Origin of the sequence: Streptomyces sp. NPDC101151 (assembly GCF_044768335.1) — a bacterium.
Taxonomy (GTDB): Bacteria; Actinomycetota; Actinomycetes; order Streptomycetales; family Streptomycetaceae; genus Streptomyces.
This window is the reverse complement of the sequence record NZ_JBIWPP010000004.1, coordinates 185,358-201,929: the sequence shown is the minus strand read 5'-3', so window position 1 is coordinate 201,929 and position 16,572 is coordinate 185,358. Positions and strand designations below refer to the sequence as shown.

The window sequence follows — 16,572 nt, the reverse complement described above, 5'->3', positions numbered from 1 at the left end:
CGAGGGCGGTGATGGCACTGGTCACGGCTGTGTACTCCCAACGGTGGTCGGCTGGCCGAGGGCGCGTACGGCGGGCAGCAGTACCTCGGCGATCTCCTTCAACTGCGGCTCGGGGTCGAGGGATCCGATCCGCACGACCAGGTGCCGGGCGCCGGCCCGGACATAGCCGCCGAGCCACTCGGCGCACTTCTCGGCGCTGCCCCAGGCGTAGGCCTGGATGCTGCTCATCTGCTCCAGCGAGCGGCCGTAGTAGTGGCTGATGTAGTGCTCCAGCTCGGCCTTGGCGGCCGACTCGTCGCTGTTGACCGTGACCGTGGCGTACAGCGCGGGTGTCACGGCGTCCGGACCACGGCCGGCCTCCTCGGCGAGTTCGGCCAGCCGGCGGCGGGCGCGGTCGTAGGCCTCGACGTCGGGGAGGAACGGCAGCCAGCCGTCGTAGCGGGTCGCCGCGCGGGCGAGGACCTTGGGGGTGTCGCTGCCCGCCAGCCACAGGGGCGGCCCGCCGGCGACGGCGGGCGAGGGCAGCCGGTCCAGGTGCTCGGCCTGCCAGAACCTGCCCTGGAACTCGGCGGGTTCGCTCTCCTTGCCGGACCGCCAGGCGGTGCGCCACAGTGCGGTGATCTCGTCGAGGCGGCCCACGCGGCCCTGGAAGGAGGCGCCGACGGAGGCGAACTCCTCCTCGGTCTCGGCCATGGGGAACCCGGAGCCGAGCCCGAGGATCAGCCGGTCGGCGGCGACATGGCTGAGGCTCGCGACCATGTTGGCGCCGATCAGGGGGTGGCGCAGGGCCGGGGTGAGGGCCGCGGTGCCGACCGCGATGTGCCGGGTGGCGGCGGCCGCTGCGGAGAGGACGACCAGGGGGTCGAGCCGGGGGCGGGCGGTGAGGGAGTCGCCGGCCCACAGGGAGTCGAAGCCCAGCGCTTCCGCCTGACGGGCGAAGTCCAGCAACGGGGCTGCCGCGTAGGTGCCGTTGATGGCCTGCTCCCGGGTGGGGAGGAGGATGCCGATCCGAGTTGAGGTCACACTGAACTCCCGAGTGGGTGCCTGGCCGGTGTCGTCAGCTGCTCCCGCACCGCGCGCCGCAGGATCTTCCCCGAGGGGTTGCGCGGGAGGGAGTCGGTGAAGTGGTAGGTGCCCGGGATCTTGTAGTCGGCGATGCGGCCCCGCAGGGACAGCAGAAGTTCCCGGGGGGTGGCGCTCGCGCCGGGCCGCAGGACGACGACGGCGTGCACGCTCTCGCCCCAGCGCTCGTCGGGCAGTCCGACGACGGCCGCGTCGGCGACCGCGGGATGGGCGGCCAGCGCCTTCTCGACCTCGGCCGGGTAGATGTTCTGGCCTGCGACGATGATCGTGTCGTTGATGCGGTCGCACAGGTGGAGGTAGCCGTCCTCGTCGAGGTAGCCGGCGTCGCCCATGTACAGCCAATCCCCCACCAGGGTGCGGGCGGTGGCGTCGGGCAGGTTCCAGTAGCCGAGCATCCGTGACGGGGCGCGGACGCAGATCTGGCCGATGGCTCCGGACGGCAGGGTGTCGCCGTCGGGGCCGATCACCTTGATCTCGTTGCCCGGGCAGGGCTTGCCGACCGAGGTGAGCTTGGTGCTGCCGGGGTGGTGGGCCCCGGGCGGCAGGCACACCGCCACGCTGCCGGTCTCGGTACTGGCGTAGATCTGCGCGAACTCACAGCCGTACGTCTCCAGGCACTGCTTGAGCAGTGTTTCCGACATGGGCGCCGCACCGTAGGCGATCTTGCGCAGGGAGGTGAACGCCTGGGGCCCCGCGCCGCGTTCGGCGGCCATCGCCTGAAGCATGGCCGGTGCGGCGAAGGTGGTCGTGACGCGGTGGGTGCGGATGAGGCGTACGGCCTCCTGCGGGTCGAACTGCGGCATGATCACGTTGGTGCCGCCGGCGTTGAAGGTGTGCAGGAACCAGCCGATGCCGGCGACGCCGAAGCCGGGCAGCGAGATCAGGCCGACGTCGTCGGGCAGCCAGTCGATCCAGTCGACGCCCAGCTCGCGGCTCGCGTGCGGCAGCGTGAAGAAGCTGCGGTGGGCGAGGACCGCGCCCTTGGGCAGGCCGGTCGTGCCGCTGGTGTAGATCTGGATGACCGCGTCGTCCGGGCCGGTGCCGGGCGTGAGGTCCGTCTCGGGCTGGTCGGCGGTCCAGGCGGGCAGGCCGGCGCCGCGGGCGGGCTCGCCGTCGGCGTCGGTGCCGTCGATCCGGATCACCTTGCGCAGTCCGCGCAGCTGGTGGCGGACGGTGGCGACGGTGTCCCAGAACTCGTCGTCGACGAAGATCAGCGCCGCGCCGGAGTCGCGCAGGATGTGGTCGACCTCGTTCGGGGTGAGCCGCCAGTTGACCGGGACCAGGACCGCGCCCGCCTTGGCGCAGGCGATCATCACCAGGTAGTAGTTCTCCGACTCGCGGCCCAGGTAGGCGATCCGGTCGCCGCGCCGGACACCGCAGGTCCGCAGGGCGTGCGCGGCGCGGTTGCTGTCGCGGTGGAGCTTCTCGTAGGTGGTGACCCGGCCGTCGCAGATGATCGCCGGGTGGTCCGGGCGGCTCCCGGCATGGGCCCGGGAGGAGTGGTGGAGCGTCCAGCGCTCCCTCGGTGTGCCGCTGGGGATGTCAGTCATGGTGGTGTGTCCTTACGTCCGTCACGCAGCCGGTGCCGGGCCGAGCCGCTCGCCGAGGAAGCCGGCGAGCTGCCGTACCGTCGGGTGGTCGTGGGTGAGCGAGGCCGGCAGAGGCAGCCGGAACGCCTGCTCCAGGCCGGACTTGACCTGCTGGGCCATCAGCGAGTCCAGGCCCAGCGACACGAACTCGGTGTTCGGATCCAGCTCGTCGCCCTCCTCCAGATGCAGCACGGCGGCGACCTTCTCTCGGACCACGCCGGTGATGGCCGTCGTGCGTTCCTCCGGGGGCAGGGCGGCGAGCGCGGCGAGGTCGAGGCCGCCGTCGTCCTCGGGGGCCTGCCGGGCGAGGCGGTCGAAGAACAGGTCGCCGGTGACCCGGCCGGCCATGTAGCGGTCCCAGTCGAAGTCGCCCACGACGCGCTGGCTTCGCGGCCGGTCCCAGAGGCTGACCAGGGTGTTGAGGGCCCTGGTCGGCGAGAACAGATGGACGCCGCCGCGCTCCAGCTCCTGGATGAGGACGTCGTTCATCCGCGAGGACATGCCGACCCGGGACCAGGAACTCCAGTTGAGGGCGAGTCCCGGCAGGCCGCGGCGGGCGCGCCAGTCGGCGAGGCCGTCGAGGGCCGCGTTGCCCGCGGCGTAGTGGCTCTGGGCGACGAAGCCGCCGAGCACCGAGGAGACCGAGGAGTAGACGACGAAGAAGTCCAGGTCGGGGAAGGCCTGTTCGGTGGCCTCGTGGAGCAGCCAGCCGCCGTACGCCTTCGCTTCGAGCTGGTCCTCGACGGACTCCCAGGTCAGTTCGGAGATCAGTCGCTCCTCGTAGGAGCCGCCGGCCGCGTGGACGATGCCGCCGAGGGAGTGCTGCCCGGCCTGCAGATGGCGCACCAGCCGTGCGACGTCCTCGGTGCGGCCGAGGTCAGCGCGGACGATGTCGACGTCGGCCTCCTCGGCGAGCTCGGCGAGCAGCGGCGCGGCCTCCGGGGCGGGCTTGCCGCTGCGGCTGACCAGGGTCAGGTGCTTGGCGCCCAGTTCGGCCAGCTTGCGGGCGGTGGCGAGACCGAGGCCGCCGAGGCCGCCGGTGACGAGATAGGTGCGGTCGGTGCGCAGACCGGCCGGGCGCTCTTCGACGGGAGGTCGCCGGTCGGCCGTGGGATCGTCGGGCAGTGTCACCCAGGCCTGTCCGGTGGGGTCGGCCAGCGTGGTGCGCAGTGCCTCGCCGGTCTCGTCGAGGCGGAAGTGGCGGGTGCCGTCGCCGGGTTCGGGCAGCGGGGCGTGCACCACGGCCGCCGAGGGCAGCGTGAGCGTGGAACGGAAGGTGCCCTCGTGGCGGACCAGAACCTCGTCGCCCGGGGCGAACCCGGCGCCCGCTCCCACCGCGACGACCGTGCCGTGAGCGGTGCGGCCGAGCACGGGCGGGGGCGCGTCCTCCTCGGACTCCTCTAGCTCCTCGCGTTCGGCGCGTCCGGTGTCCAGCGCGGAGCGGGCGTCCTCGGCGGTCAGCCCGACCAGCCGGACGCGGAGCTGCACCTCGCCGTCACCGGGCGCGCGGTCGCCGGCGGGAGCCGGCATCAGGTCGGACAGGTCGCCGGACTCGGCAGCGCGCAGCTCGTAGTCGCCGGTCCAGTGCAGCGAGTCGTCGCCGGCGAGCAGACGGCGGACGTAGCGCCGGCCCGGACGGTAGGCGACCTGGTACTCGCCGGCGGGCTCGGCCCGCCACTCCTCCAGCAGCGGGGTCAGGCCGCTGCCCGGGGCGAGGTCGACGAGGGTGGCCCGGTACTGCGGGTACTCGGTGAGCACCACCCGGCCGAAGCCCCACAGGGTGGCGGCGGCGAGGTGACCGCCGTCGCCGGCGGGGTCTCCGGGCAGCGGCTGGGCGCCCTGGGTGACCAGCCACAACCGGGGCGGCCGGGACAGTGCCGCCGCGTCCAGCGCACCGACCACGGCGAGGAGTTCGCGGTAGTTGTCCTCGCACTCGGCACGCAGCCGCGCCACGGACATCTCCTCGGGGCGCGTCCGCCAGACCCGGCAGACGTCGGTGACGGTCTGGTCGTCGAGTACGGTCTTCAGCTCGGCGAGGTCGGTCAGCCAGGTGACCTTCAGGCCGGGCTCGGCGGCGAGTTCGGCGGCGCGTGCGGCGGCCGGGTCGAGCAGGACGACGTGCCGGGCCGGTGCGTGCTCCTTGGCGGGCAGCGCCCGGCGCACCCAGTCGGGGCGGTGCAGGAACTGGCGGCGCCCGGTACGGCCCTCGGGCCGGACCATGCGGACGCCGAGCAGCTCGGCGACCGGGTCGCCGTTCTCCAGCAGCAGCACGTCCGCCAGCCGCCGGTCCTGCTCGCCGCGGACCCGGGCGAGGACGCGCAGGTTCTCGCCGCGCGGCTTGCGGAAGTGCCGTACGGAGGCGATCTCGCGCGGCACGAACACCGGGCCCTCGGGGTCGAGGACGACCAGGGCCTGCGCGGCGGCCTCGAGCAGCTCCGCCGGGACATGCTCGACGGCGGAGGCGTCGCGGCCGGTCAGCTCGCCGGTGACCAGCCCGTCGCCGTGCCGGGCGGCACGCAGCAGCAGCCGCATCCGGGGACCCTGCGGGCGGCCGACGGAGGCGAGGTCGGTGTAGATGTCCTCGTCGTCGATCCGCTGTCCGGCCGGCGCCAGCGTGGCGTCCAGCTCGGCCAGTTCGGACACGGGCACGAGGGGTTCGCGTTCGGCGGCGACCACGGCGGTGGCGTGCAGGTTCTCCTCGCCGCCGACGACCGTGAACACCTCCACCTCGGCGCCGCCGCCCGGGCGCGGCCGCCAGCGGGTGGTCAGCGCGGTCAGGGTCTCGGCGGGCAGCTCCAGCGGTGCGAGCAGCTTCAGGTCGCGGACGGCGGAGCGGGCGTGGCCCTGGACCGCGTCCTGCACGGCGAGCAGCAGGTCGACGTAGGCGCCGGCCGGCAGCACGGTACGGCCGCCGTCGGCGAGGTCGGCGAGCGCGCCGAGTTCTTCGGTGGTGAACTCCGCGTTGAACTCGCGCACTCCGCTGGCGAACCGCTCCTCGATGCCGAGCAGCAGGTGCCGTGCGCTGCCGCCCGCGGCCGCCCTGCGGGGCGTGACGGAGGGCAGCCAGTAGCGCTTGCGCTGGAAGGCGTAGGTCGGCAGGTCCACCCGCGCGGGCACGGGACGTCCTGCGTGGTAGTCGGTCCAGGAGACGCCCAGCCCGGCCGCGTAGTAGTCGGCGAGCGCGGTCAGGGTGGTCGAGGTGGTGGTGTCGCGGCGGCGCAGGCTGGCCAGCCACACATGGTCCTCGACCGTGACGCCGCGCCGGGCGAGCGCGGTGAGTCCGGCCTGCGGGCCCACCTCGATCAGGGCGTGCCGGCCGCGCTTGGCGACGGCCCGGATGCCGTCGAGGAAGCGGACGGGTTCGCCGATGTGCCGCACCCAGTAGTCGGGGTCGCCGATCTCGCGGAACCGGGCGAGGCGGCCGGTGACGTTGGAGATGAGGCTGATCTTCGGCTCGTGGAAGGTGATGCCGTCCAGGGCGGCGCGGAAGTCGTCGTAGACCTCGGCCATCAGCGGGGAGTGGAAGGCGTGCGAGACCTTGAGGCGGTCGACGCGAACCCCCCGGCCGGTGAGGACGGCGACGACCTCGTCGAGGGCGGCGGTGGCACCGGAGATCACCGTCTGGTCGGGGGCGTTGATCCCGGCCAGGGCGAGGTCGTCGTGGCCCTCCAGCAGCGGGGCGACCTCCTCGACGGGGGCGGTGACGGCGGCCATGCCGCCCTCGGTGCGCACGGCCTGCATCAGCCGGGCGCGGGCGGCGACCAGCGTGATGGCGTCGGCCAGGCTGAACAGGCCGGCCACGGCGGCGGCGACGACCTCGCCGATGCTGTGCCCGATGAGCACGTTCGGGCGCACGCCCCAGGCCATCCACTGCTGGGCGAGGGCGTACTCCAGGGTGAACAGGGCGGGCTGGGTGTACTCGGTGCGGTCGATCGCCTCGGGGTCGGCGGCGGTGCCGAGCAGCAGCTCGCGCACGGAGCGGCCGAGGGGCCCGGCGAACAGCCGGTCGCACGCGTCGACGTGCTCGCGGAAGACGGGGAGGGCGTGGTAGAGGGCGGCGCCCATGCCGGCGTACTGGGAGCCCTGGCCGGTGAACATGAACGCGGTCTTGCGGATGCCCGTGGGTCCCTCGTGCTCGGTCTCGACGGTCTTGTCGAGGAGCCGGACGAGTGCGGCGCGGTCGGCGACGGGGGCGGCGACGCGGTAGGGGTGGTGGGTGCGGGTGGTGTTGGCGCTGTGCGTGAGCGCCGGCAGGGAGAGTCCGGGCCGGTCGTCCAGCAACTGCCGGTACTCGGCGGCCAGTTCGCGCAGGGCTGTGGTGTTCTTGGCGGACAGGGTGAACAGCGGAGCCGCACCGTCCGCTTCCTCCGGCCGGGTGGCCGGCTCGGGTGCCTGCTCCAGGACCACCGCGCCGATGGTCCCGGCGAACCCGAAGCTGTTGACGACCGCGCGCCGGACGTCGGCCTTCCAGGGCTCGCACTCCGTGGGCACCCGGAGCGGGTAGAGGTCCCACGGGATGCGCCCGGAGGGGGCCTTGAGGTTGATGTGCGGGTAGATGGTGCCGGAGCGCATCTGGAGCACGGTCTTGATGACGCCGACGATGCCGGAGGCGGGCTCCATGTGACCGAGGTTGGTCTTCACCGAGCCGACCAGCACCGGCTGGTCCTTGGTGTGGGAGTCGACGAACACGTCGCCGATGGCGCCGAACTCGATGGGGTCGCCGAGCGGGGTGCCGGTGCCGTGCGCCTCGACGTACTGGATGTCCTCGGGCGTGAGGCGGGCGGTGGCCAGGGCGCTGCGGATGACCTTCTCCTGGGCGGGACCGTTGGGCACGGTCAGGCCGGCGCTGTCGCCGTCCTGGCCGACGGCGGTGCCGCGGACCAGGGCGAGCACCCGGTCGCCGTCGCGTTCGGCGTCGGAGAGCCGCTTGAGGACGAGGAGGCCGCAGCCCTCGGCGCGCGCGTAGCCGTCGGCGGACTCGTCGAAGGTCTTGCACTGCCCGTCCGGGGCGAGCATCTGCGCGTTGGAGAACATCACCGGGATGCGCGGGTGGTGCAGGGCGTTGACGCCGCCGCACAGCGCGATGTCGGTCTCGCCGCCGCGCAGCGCCTGTACCGCGAGGTGCAGGGCGACCAGCGAGGACGAGCAGGCGGTGTCGACGCTCATGCTCGGACCGCGCCAGCCGAGGAAGTACGAGAGCCGGCCGGACAGCGGGAACATGGTGATGCCGGAGGCCAGATGGCCGTCCAGCTCCTCGTACGGCAGCGAGTCCAGTTCCAGTGCGTAGTCGATGGAGCTGGCGCCGATGTACACGCCGCCGTTGCCGCGGCGCAGCGGCGCCGGGTCGATGCCCGCGTGCTCCAGGGCCTGCCAGGCGGTCTCCAGCAGCAGCCGCTGCTGGGGGTCCATGTACCGGGCTTCCTTCGGGGAGATGTTGAAGAAGCCGGCGTCGAACAGGTCGATGCGGTCCAGGAACCCGCCGCCCGAGGCGATGATCTTGCCCTTGTCGTCGGGGCCCTCGGGGGTGAACGCGTCGACGTCCCAGCGGTCCCGGGGGATCGGGCCGATTCCGCTGCGGCCCTCCTTCAGGAAGGCGTCGAACTCGTCGGGCGAGCCGCTGCCGCCGGGGAACCGCAGACCGATTCCGACGATCGCGACCGGCTCGGGCGCCTGCTCTGATTCCTTACGCGGCATGGAACGACTCCTCAAGCTTCCTGGATGGCCTGGGTCAGGTGGTCCACGAGGTGGGCGATCGTCGGCTCGTTGAAAAGCACGTTGACGTTGATCGACAGATCCAGGAGCTGCTCGAGGCTCTGTCGTATCTCGGTCAGCCGCAACGAGGTGAGGCCGAGATCGAAATAGCTGACGTCGACGGGAAGATCCTCGGCGTCGTCCATGAGAAGTACAGCCTTGAATTTCTTCAGGGCGATTGACTCGATTTCTTCGGCGACTTCACTGCGCGGCAGGTCCCGCAACCGCTGGATCGTGCTGTCAACAGGTGGCATGCGGTCATGCAAGCAGCGCCGGCTGACGTCCCGCTGACACCTTCGTTGGCTGGATCAGCGCGGTCAGTGGGGCGTCAGCGCGGGGTCAGATTCCGCTGTCAGGCTCGCATTGCTTCAAGAAATCCACTCGCCAGAGCTGAAAGGCTGAAGATGCTTCGCGAAGCAGCGCAGGAGGAGAGTGCCGAGGCACCTTCCAAATTCAAGAGTTACGACCTCTACATCGCGGGCAAGGACGTCGCCGGGGACGGGTGGGTCTACACCGTCAGTGGGCGTTCCCTGCTGGAAGACGTGTTCACGAGCGTCAGCCTGAAGCGCTCCCTCGAACAGGACCCGGAGTCCGAGGCGGCCAAGCATCCCTATGTCGTGGGGCGCTGCGCGATCGCGGACGACGCCGCCATCGACCTGGCGACCCAGGCGGCCGCCGCGGCCGCCCCCGACTGGGCGGCCGTACCGCTGGAGCGGCGGATGCGGCTGGGCACCCGGTTCCGCGAGGAACTGATCAAGCACCAGGACGAGTTCCTGCGCATGCTGGTCGCCGAGTCCCACCCCGTGAAGCTGGCCCGCTGGGAGCTGAGCTGCCTGCTGCAGATCTACGCCCCGGGCTCCCTGCGCTGGTACCTGAAGCAGATGCGGGTCGAGAAGGAGTACAACGGCCGCAAGCTGATCCTGCACCGCCAGCCCGACGGCGTGGTCGCCTTCAACCCGCCGCAGAACGCCCCGCTGCCCAGCGCCGCCCTGTCCGTGCTGGCGCTGATGGCGGGCAACGCCGTCGTGGTGCGGTCGCCCCGCAGCATCGCGCTGTCCACCATGTGGCTGCTGCGCGACATCGTCGCCCCGCTGCTGGAGGAGATCGACGCGCCGGCCGGTGTGCTCAACGCGGTGTGCTCCAACCCGAAGCAGACGATGGACCGCTGGATCGCCGACCCGCTGATCAACGACATCTTCTACATCGGCGGCAGCCAGGAGGGCCTGCGCTTCGAGCAGCAGTGCGTGGCGCACGGCAAGAAGCCGATCCTCGAACTGGCCGGCAACGACGGCATCGTGGTGTGGAAGGACGCCGACGTGAAGTGGGCGGCGGAGGCCATCACGGAGGCGTTCTACGGCTCCGGGCAGATCTGCATGGTGCCCAACTACGTGCTGGTCCACCCGGAGATCGCTCAGGCGCTGATCGCCGAGGTGAAGGAGCAGGTCAAGGGCATCAAGCCGGGCCTGCCCGAGGAGGAGGACGTGCTGCTGTCGCCGGTCCGGCGCAGCGAGCGCTTCTTCCGGCTGCTGCGCCAGGCGCTGGACAACGGCGCCGAGCTGGTCACCGGCGGCAACCGCACCGAGGTCGACGGCACGGTGTCCGAGACGGGTGTCTTCCTGCAGCCGACGGTGCTGCGGGTGGACGGCCTGGACCGGGCCCGGACGTACGACGTGGTCCGCGAGGAGACGTTCTTCCCTCTCGTCCCGATCGTGGTCGCCGAACGCGACAACGACGACGCTCTCCTCGAGTCCTTCCTGCAGTTCGTCAACAGCAACGACTACGGGCTGCGCAACTCCCTGTGGTCACGTTCGGACCACGTCATCGAGACCTTCGTGCGCCGCGTGGTCAACGGCGGTCTGCTCAAGGTCAACGACTCGCACATCGGCTTCCTGCCCTACCTGCCGAGCCACGGCGGCACCGGCCGCACCGGTGGCGCCTTCGGCGAGGCCAACTACCCGATGCTCAAGACCTCCCACATCCAGGGAGTCAGCATCGCCCGCGACGTGAGCCCGTACGACGCGGTCTTCGGCGCCTGACCGCCCGTCCCGAAGTCTTCCGGAGGTTTCCCGTGCGTTCCCTCGATGCTGCCCGGACCGTCTGCGAACGGTTCCACCCCGGACTGCTCAAGGAGCTGGAGCAGATTCCGTACGCCGAGCGGGAGCGGCCCGGCAGTCCGGTGATCGACCTGTTCCGCATCCACGGCGGGGTCGGTCTGCTCATACCCGAGTACTACGGCGGCCACGGCGCGGCCCCGCTGGAGGCACTGCGTGTCCAGCTGGCCCTCGGTGCGCTGTCGCCGTCGCTCGTCGCCGCCGTGTCCATGCACCACTTCACCGCCGCCATGCTGTACTCACTGGCGGTCAAGGCGGGCCGGCTCACCGGCGCGCAGACCGAGCTGCTGCACCGGATCGTGCCGGACCAGCAGGTGATGGCCTCCGGCTGGGCCGAGGGCCGTACCGCGCAGAACATCCTGAAGCCGGCCGTGACCGCGCGTCCGGTCGAGGGCGGGTTCCTGCTGTCCGGTGCGAAGAAGCCGTGCAGCCTCTCCCGTTCGATGAGCCTTCTCACCGCGTCCATCGCCATCCACGGCGAGGAGGGCGGCGAGCCCGAGCTGGCGCTCGCGCTGGTGCCCGCCGACGCGCCCGGCATGTCCGTGCACCCGTTCTGGGGCAACGACCTGCTGGCCGGCGCGGAGAGCGACGAGGTCCGTCTGGAGGACGTGTTCGTCCCGGCCGAGATGGTCGTCCGGGCCGGCGCCGACGACCCCACCCGCCTCGACGACCTGCAGTCGGCCGGGTTCGTCTGGTTCGAGATGCTGATCTCCGCCGGGTACGCGGGCTCCGCCGCCGCCCTGGTGGAGCAGGTCCTGGAGCGGCAGCGGGGCAGCGTCGAGGAGCGGGCCGCGCTCGCCGTCGACATGGAGACCGCCCTCGCCCTGCTGGAGGGCGTGGCCCGCGGCACCGGCCAGGAGCCGGGCGACGAGGAGTCGGTGGCCCGCGTGCTGGTCGCCCGGTACGCCGTGCAGAACGCGCTGCCGGACATCGTGGCCCGCGCCCTTGAGCTGCTCGGCGGCCTGGACTTCATCAGCAACCCGGGGAGCGCCCAGACGGCCGCCGCGACCCGCGCCCTCGCCTTCCACCCGCCCTCCCGGCTCGCCGCCGCCGATCCGCTGCTGCGGTACTTCGCCGGGGGCCCGCTGGTCCTGGCCTGAGCAGCTGTCATCCCCACATCTTTGGAGTGAGCGACACGTGACCGTCATCCAGGAATCCCCGAATGCCCCGGCGGCGTCCGCCGTCGACGACGAGGCGGAGATCCTCGGGCTGTACCGGGCCCACCTCAGCAAGGGCCGGGCCACGCTCGCCGAGCTGTTCGGCAGCCACATGGAGGTGGCGTCGGAGGGCGCCTGGCTCACCACCAGTGACGGTGAGCGCTTCCTGAACGCCGGCGGCTACGGCGTCTTCGTCATGGGCGCCCGGCACCCGATCGTCATGGAGGAGGTGGAGCGCCAGCTGCGCACCCACCCCACCGCGACCCGCATCCTGCTGGAGCCGACGGTGGCGCGTGCCGCCGAGGCCCTGGTGTCCGTACTGCCGCCCGGCCTCGACCGTGTGCACTTCGCACTGTCCGGCGCGGAGGCGGTGGAGACCGGCCTGAAGCTGGCCCGCGCGGGCGGGTTCAAGCGGACCATCTCGATGCGCGGCGGCTACCACGGCAAGACCCTGGGCGCGCTGTCGGCGACCGCGAAGGACGTCTACCAGGCGCCGTTCCGCCCGCTCGTCCCCGACTTCCAGCACCTGCCGTTCGGCGACGCCGACGCTCTGGAAGCCGAACTGAGGGCGCACCCGGGCGAGATGTGCGTGATCCTGGAGCCGGTGCAGGGCGAGGGCGGGGTGATCCTCCCGCCCAAGGGCTACCTGAAGCGGGTCGAGGAGCTGGTCCGCGAGTACGAGGGCTTCCTGATCCTCGACGAGGTGCAGTCCGGCTTCGGACGGCTCGGCGAGTGGTGGGGCGCCGACATCGAGGGCGTCGTCCCGGACGTCCTGCTCGCCGGCAAGGCGCTCGGCGGCGGGGTGATGCCGGTGTCGGCAGCCGTCGCCACCCGCAAGGCGTTCCGCCCCTTCGACAAGGACCCCTACGTCCACACGGCCACCTTCTCCGGGCAGCCGGTGCTGATGGCCGCGGTGCAGGGCGCGATCCGCGCCGTCAAGGAGGAACGCCTGGTCACCCGGGCCATGGACCTCGGCGCCCGGCTGCTGCCGCGGATCGCGGAGGTCGCCCACCGCAACATCCCCGAGCTGGTCGTGGACGTGCGCGGCCGGGGTCTGCTCATCGGCGTCGAGCTCGTGGAGGCCGGCCTCGCCGGCGAGCTGCTGATCGAGCTGTTCAACCACGGCGTGGTCGCCAATCACTCCATGAACGGCAGCTCGGTGGTGCGGTTCACCCCGCCCGCCGTGCTGGACGACACCGACGTGGACTTCCTCGTCAACTCCTTCGACCTCGCCACCCGCGACCTCATCAGGGGCGCGGCCAAGATGCCGGAAGGCGGTAACTGATCGTGCGGCACGTCGAACTCGATGCCCTGATACCCGCGGAGCAGGCCGAAACGGTCCTGCACGCCGTAAGGCGCTGGGAGAAGTACCCGGACCTGGCGCCCCACGTCAACGCGACCACCGTGCACGCCTCCTACCCCGACCCCACCGCCTCCTCCAGCTGGGAGCTGCACTTCCGCAGCGGCCTGCTGCGCTGGACCGAAGACGACACTGTGCTGCCGGAGAGCGGCGAGATCCGCTTCGAGCAGTCCGACGGCGACTTCGACTCCTTCTGCGGTACCTGGTCGGTCCAGCAGAACGGGGCCGATGTGACGGTCCGCTTCGACGCCGACTTCGACTTCGGCATCCCGAGCCTGGAGGGCATCCTCGACCCGATCGCCGAGCGGGTCATCAAGGAGACCGTCGCCTGGGCGCTGACCGGGCTGTACCCGGCCGTGCGCATCCAGGGCGGCATCGCACTCACCGCGCCCGCCGCGGTCGGCGCCTAGGAATCCGCCGAGGAGCTGACCATGGACCAGGCGAACCCGTTCGAGACACCGCGCACGTACTCGCTGCACCGCGCCGAGTACCTGGTGGGCCTCGCCGTCACCACCGCCCTGATCGTCTACCACTTCAGCGACATCCGCTGGCTGCCGGCGATCGGACTGTTCCTCTACATCGACCTGATCGGCTACATCCCCGGCGCCATCGCGTTCCGCAAGAGCGGCGGCCGGCCGATCCCCAAGGCGTACTACGTCCTCTACAACGTCATGCACAGCCTCATCACGCAGGGCGCGGTGGCCGCGCTGTGGTGCTGGCTGGTCAAGCCCGAGTGGGCGCTGCTGGTGCTGCCGTTCCATCTGTTCGGCGACCGCGGCCTGTTCGGCAACTTCATGAAGTCCTTCGCGCTGCCCTTCGAGCCGGTGCGCCAGGAGGGCTATCTGCGGCTGCTCGACGACCTGGGGCTGCCCCACCCGAAGCCGGTCGGGCACGCCATGGACCCGGTGCCGGTCGGGCACATCCCGGCGCCGGCCGTCCGCCCGGTGCGGGAGAAGGAAGCGGAGGCCGTGCGATGACCACCGCGACCGACGTCCGTCGTCCGATCCGGCAGGACCCGGACGAACGCCGCCGTGCCCTGTACCACCTGGCCTCCCCGGTGTCGGTGCTGACCACCGGACCCGAGGACCGGATGCACGGCACCACCGCCAGCACGGTCACCCTCGTCTCCCGCGCGCCGCTGCTGGTCGGGGTGGTGCTGCGGGCCGGGTCCTCGTTCGCCCGGCGGGCGGCCGCCGAGGGCCGGTTCGCCATCAATGTGCTCGGCGGCGACCAGGCCGACGTGGCCCGGCGGTTCGCCGAGAGCGGCCGGCCCGACGGCGACGCGGCCTTCGCGGGCCTGGCCTGGACGGCGGACCGGTACGCGCACGCCCCGCTGGTCGCGGGCGCGCTCGCCCACTACGTCTGCCGGTTCCACTCGGCGCACGCGGCGGGCGACAGCGAGCTGCTGCTCGGCCACGTCGTCCGTGCCACCGCCGACAACGCGCAGCTCCCCCTGTTCAGTTACGCCGGCGGGCTGTTCGCCGGCTCCCTGCGTCCGGCGAAGGAGGCCGCCGCGTCATGACCGCACCCGTTGCTCCTGAGGCGGACTGGGACAAGGCGCCCGGTCTGCTGGACGGCGCGAAGGAACTGACCCTCGGCCCCGAGGAGTGCGACCTCGCCTACTGGATCACCTCGGTGGCCCAGGGCACGTTGCGCGACCGCGGGGTGACCGGCCACCACGAGAACGCGATCACCCCGGACTTCCTGAAGGCACCCGGCCCGCTGCGCGAGGCGCTGGTGCTGGAGTTCGGCTTCCGGGCGCTGGCCGAGGAACTGGCCACCCGGCTGCTCGGGCACTACGTGGCGGTCGCGCCCGGCATCCCCCAGATGGAGTTCTACGCCACCCAGCTGATCGACGAGGCCCGGCACGCCCGGGTCTTCCGCCAGCACCTGGTGGAGCTGGGCGTCCCGGCGAACACGCTGCTCAAGGACATCGAGGAGATGGCCCGGGACTACCGCAAGCGGGTCCTGGACCCGGTGGTGGACTTCACCCTGGACATCGTCCGCGACCAGGCCGACTTCCCCGGCGGGGTCGCCGTCTTCGCCATCATCATCGAGGGCGTGCTCGCCCCGGCGGCGGAGCTGAGCGAGCGCAAGTGGACCCCGCTGTCCCCGGCGACCGGCGAGATCTCACGCGGCACCGCCATCGACGAGATCCGCCACCTCACCGTGGCCAGCACCATCCTGCGCGACCACATCGTCGAACACCCGGAGTACCGGCCGCGGCTGCTGGAGATCCTGCGCTCGGGCGTGAAGCTGTGGGACGAGATCCCGGACCGGGAGTTCGTCATCCACCGCGAGGAGCTGTTCCAGCAGGGCATGTTCGAGCACGCCGATCTGATCGGCGACTACGAGGTCTGGCCGGGCGTCCGGCTCCTCGACACCACCGCCGAGCAGCGCTACGACATGGCCGAGCAGTGGACCGACGAGATGGCCGAGGTCCGCATGAAGTACATGGGCCTGCCGGTCGAGGTCCTCGCCTCGGAGGCCGGCGCATGAGCACCGGGCGGGCCGCGGTCATCAGCGGCATCGGGTCGTACGTCCCGCCCAACGTGGTGACCAACGACGATCTGGCCCAGCGGCTGGACACCTCCGACGCCTGGATCCGGACGCGCACCGGCATCGTCGAGCGCAACTTCATCACCCCGGGCACCTCCACCGGCGATCTTGCGGTGGAGGCGGGCCTGAGGGCGCTGAAGTCGGCGGGCGACGAGCAGGTGGGGGCGGTGGTGCTGGCCACCACCACCCCGGACCAGCCCTGCCCGGCGACCGCACCTCAGGTGGCCGCGCGGCTGGGGCTCGGGCAGGTGCCCGCCTTCGACGTGGCGGCCGTCTGTTCCGGGTTCCTGTACGGCCTGGCCTCGGCCGCGGGGCTGATCGCGGCCGGGGTCGCGGACCGGGTGCTGCTGATCGCGGCGGACGCCTTCACCACGATCATCAACCCCGAGGACCGCACCACCGCGGTGATCTTCGCGGACGGTGCGGGCGCGGTGGTGCTGCGCGCCGGCTCGGCCGACGAACCCGGGGCGATCGGCCCGCTGGTGCTCGGCAGTGACGGCGAGCTGAGCCATCTGATCGAGGTACCGGCAGGCGGCTCCCGGCAGCGGTCCACCGACCGGCCCATCGCCTCGGAGGACCACTACTTCCGGATGCTCGGCCGGGACACCTACCGGCATGCGGTGGAGCGCATGACCGCCGCGTCCACCGAGGCCGCCGAGCGGAGCGGATGGCGGCTGGACGACGTCGACCGGTTCGTGGCCCACCAGGCCAACGCCCGGATCCTGGAGGCCGTTTCGGACCGGCTCGGCATCCCCGCCGAGCGGCAGCTGAGCAACATCGCGCGGGTCGGCAACACCGGCGCCGCCTCGATTCCGCTGCTGCTCGCCGAGGCCACCGCCGAGGGCCGGCTCGCCACCGGCCACCGGGTGCTGCTCACCGCGTTCGGCGGAGGCCTGTCATGGGGTGCCGCCACCCTCGTCTGGCCCGAGCTGCAAACCATCTGACCGACCGTCAGTCACTCA

Annotated in this window: 12 protein-coding genes; 8 read left to right on the top strand and 4 right to left on the bottom strand. The window is 71.9% G+C overall.

What is annotated here, in order from left to right:
• Positions 1–21: 21 nt before the first annotated feature.
• The 4 genes from ACIRU3_RS09350 to ACIRU3_RS09335 are packed head-to-tail and all read right to left on the bottom strand — an operon-like array spanning position 22 to position 8,677.
• Positions 22–1,023 (bottom strand): LLM class flavin-dependent oxidoreductase, encoded by a 1,002-nt coding sequence (locus ACIRU3_RS09350; RefSeq protein ID WP_404053707.1) that lies wholly within the window; start codon positions 1,021–1,023, stop codon positions 22–24.
• Positions 1,020–2,633, bottom strand: a complete 1,614-nt coding sequence (locus ACIRU3_RS09345) for a fatty acid--CoA ligase (RefSeq protein ID WP_404053705.1) — start codon at positions 2,631–2,633, stop codon at positions 1,020–1,022. Before ACIRU3_RS09345 ends, ACIRU3_RS09350 begins: the two co-directional genes overlap by 4 nt.
• Positions 2,634–2,654: 21 nt before the next feature.
• Entirely contained in the window at positions 2,655–8,366 is a 5,712-nt protein-coding gene (locus ACIRU3_RS09340) for an SDR family NAD(P)-dependent oxidoreductase (RefSeq protein WP_404053702.1), read from the bottom strand.
• Between the two features lie 11 nt (positions 8,367–8,377).
• On the bottom strand, positions 8,378–8,677 hold the full coding sequence (locus ACIRU3_RS09335) for an acyl carrier protein (RefSeq protein ID WP_404053700.1): 300 nt from the start codon (positions 8,675–8,677) through the stop codon (positions 8,378–8,380).
• A gap of 150 nt (positions 8,678–8,827) precedes the next feature.
• Between ACIRU3_RS09335 and ACIRU3_RS09330 the strand changes: the two genes are divergently transcribed.
• From ACIRU3_RS09330 to ACIRU3_RS09295, 8 genes are read left to right on the top strand one after another with little or no spacing between them, the layout of a single operon-like run.
• Positions 8,828–10,459 carry an aldehyde dehydrogenase family protein gene (locus ACIRU3_RS09330; protein WP_404053697.1) on the top strand — a complete coding sequence of 544 codons (1,632 nt, stop codon included), beginning with the start codon at positions 8,828–8,830 and terminating at the stop codon, positions 10,457–10,459.
• Between the two features lie 32 nt (positions 10,460–10,491).
• The gene (locus ACIRU3_RS09325) at positions 10,492–11,634 is read left to right on the top strand and encodes an acyl-CoA dehydrogenase (protein ID WP_404053695.1); all 1,143 of its coding nucleotides are present in this window, start codon (positions 10,492–10,494) and stop codon (positions 11,632–11,634) included.
• Positions 11,635–11,671: 37 nt separating this feature from the next.
• On the top strand, positions 11,672–12,976 hold the full coding sequence (locus ACIRU3_RS09320) for an aspartate aminotransferase family protein (RefSeq protein WP_404053692.1): 1,305 nt from the start codon (positions 11,672–11,674) through the stop codon (positions 12,974–12,976).
• A 2-nt stretch (positions 12,977–12,978) separates the two neighbouring features.
• Complete coding sequence (locus tag ACIRU3_RS09315; RefSeq protein ID WP_404053689.1) at positions 12,979–13,461, top strand: type II toxin-antitoxin system RatA family toxin; 483 nt, start codon at positions 12,979–12,981, stop codon at positions 13,459–13,461.
• A gap of 21 nt (positions 13,462–13,482) precedes the next feature.
• Positions 13,483–14,028: a hypothetical protein gene (locus tag ACIRU3_RS09310; protein WP_404053687.1), complete on the top strand. Its 546-nt coding sequence runs from the start codon at positions 13,483–13,485 to the stop codon at positions 14,026–14,028.
• Positions 14,025–14,573: a flavin reductase family protein gene (locus ACIRU3_RS09305; RefSeq protein ID WP_404053684.1), complete on the top strand. Its 549-nt coding sequence runs from the start codon at positions 14,025–14,027 to the stop codon at positions 14,571–14,573. The genes ACIRU3_RS09310 and ACIRU3_RS09305 overlap by 4 nt, the downstream gene beginning before the upstream one ends.
• Positions 14,570–15,550 (top strand): VlmB-like protein, encoded by a 981-nt coding sequence (locus ACIRU3_RS09300; protein ID WP_404053681.1) that lies wholly within the window; start codon positions 14,570–14,572, stop codon positions 15,548–15,550. The genes ACIRU3_RS09305 and ACIRU3_RS09300 overlap by 4 nt, the downstream gene beginning before the upstream one ends.
• The gene (locus ACIRU3_RS09295; protein ID WP_404053679.1) at positions 15,547–16,554 is read left to right on the top strand and encodes a beta-ketoacyl-ACP synthase III; all 1,008 of its coding nucleotides are present in this window, start codon (positions 15,547–15,549) and stop codon (positions 16,552–16,554) included. Before ACIRU3_RS09300 ends, ACIRU3_RS09295 begins: the two co-directional genes overlap by 4 nt.
• Positions 16,555–16,572: the final 18 nt, after the last annotated feature.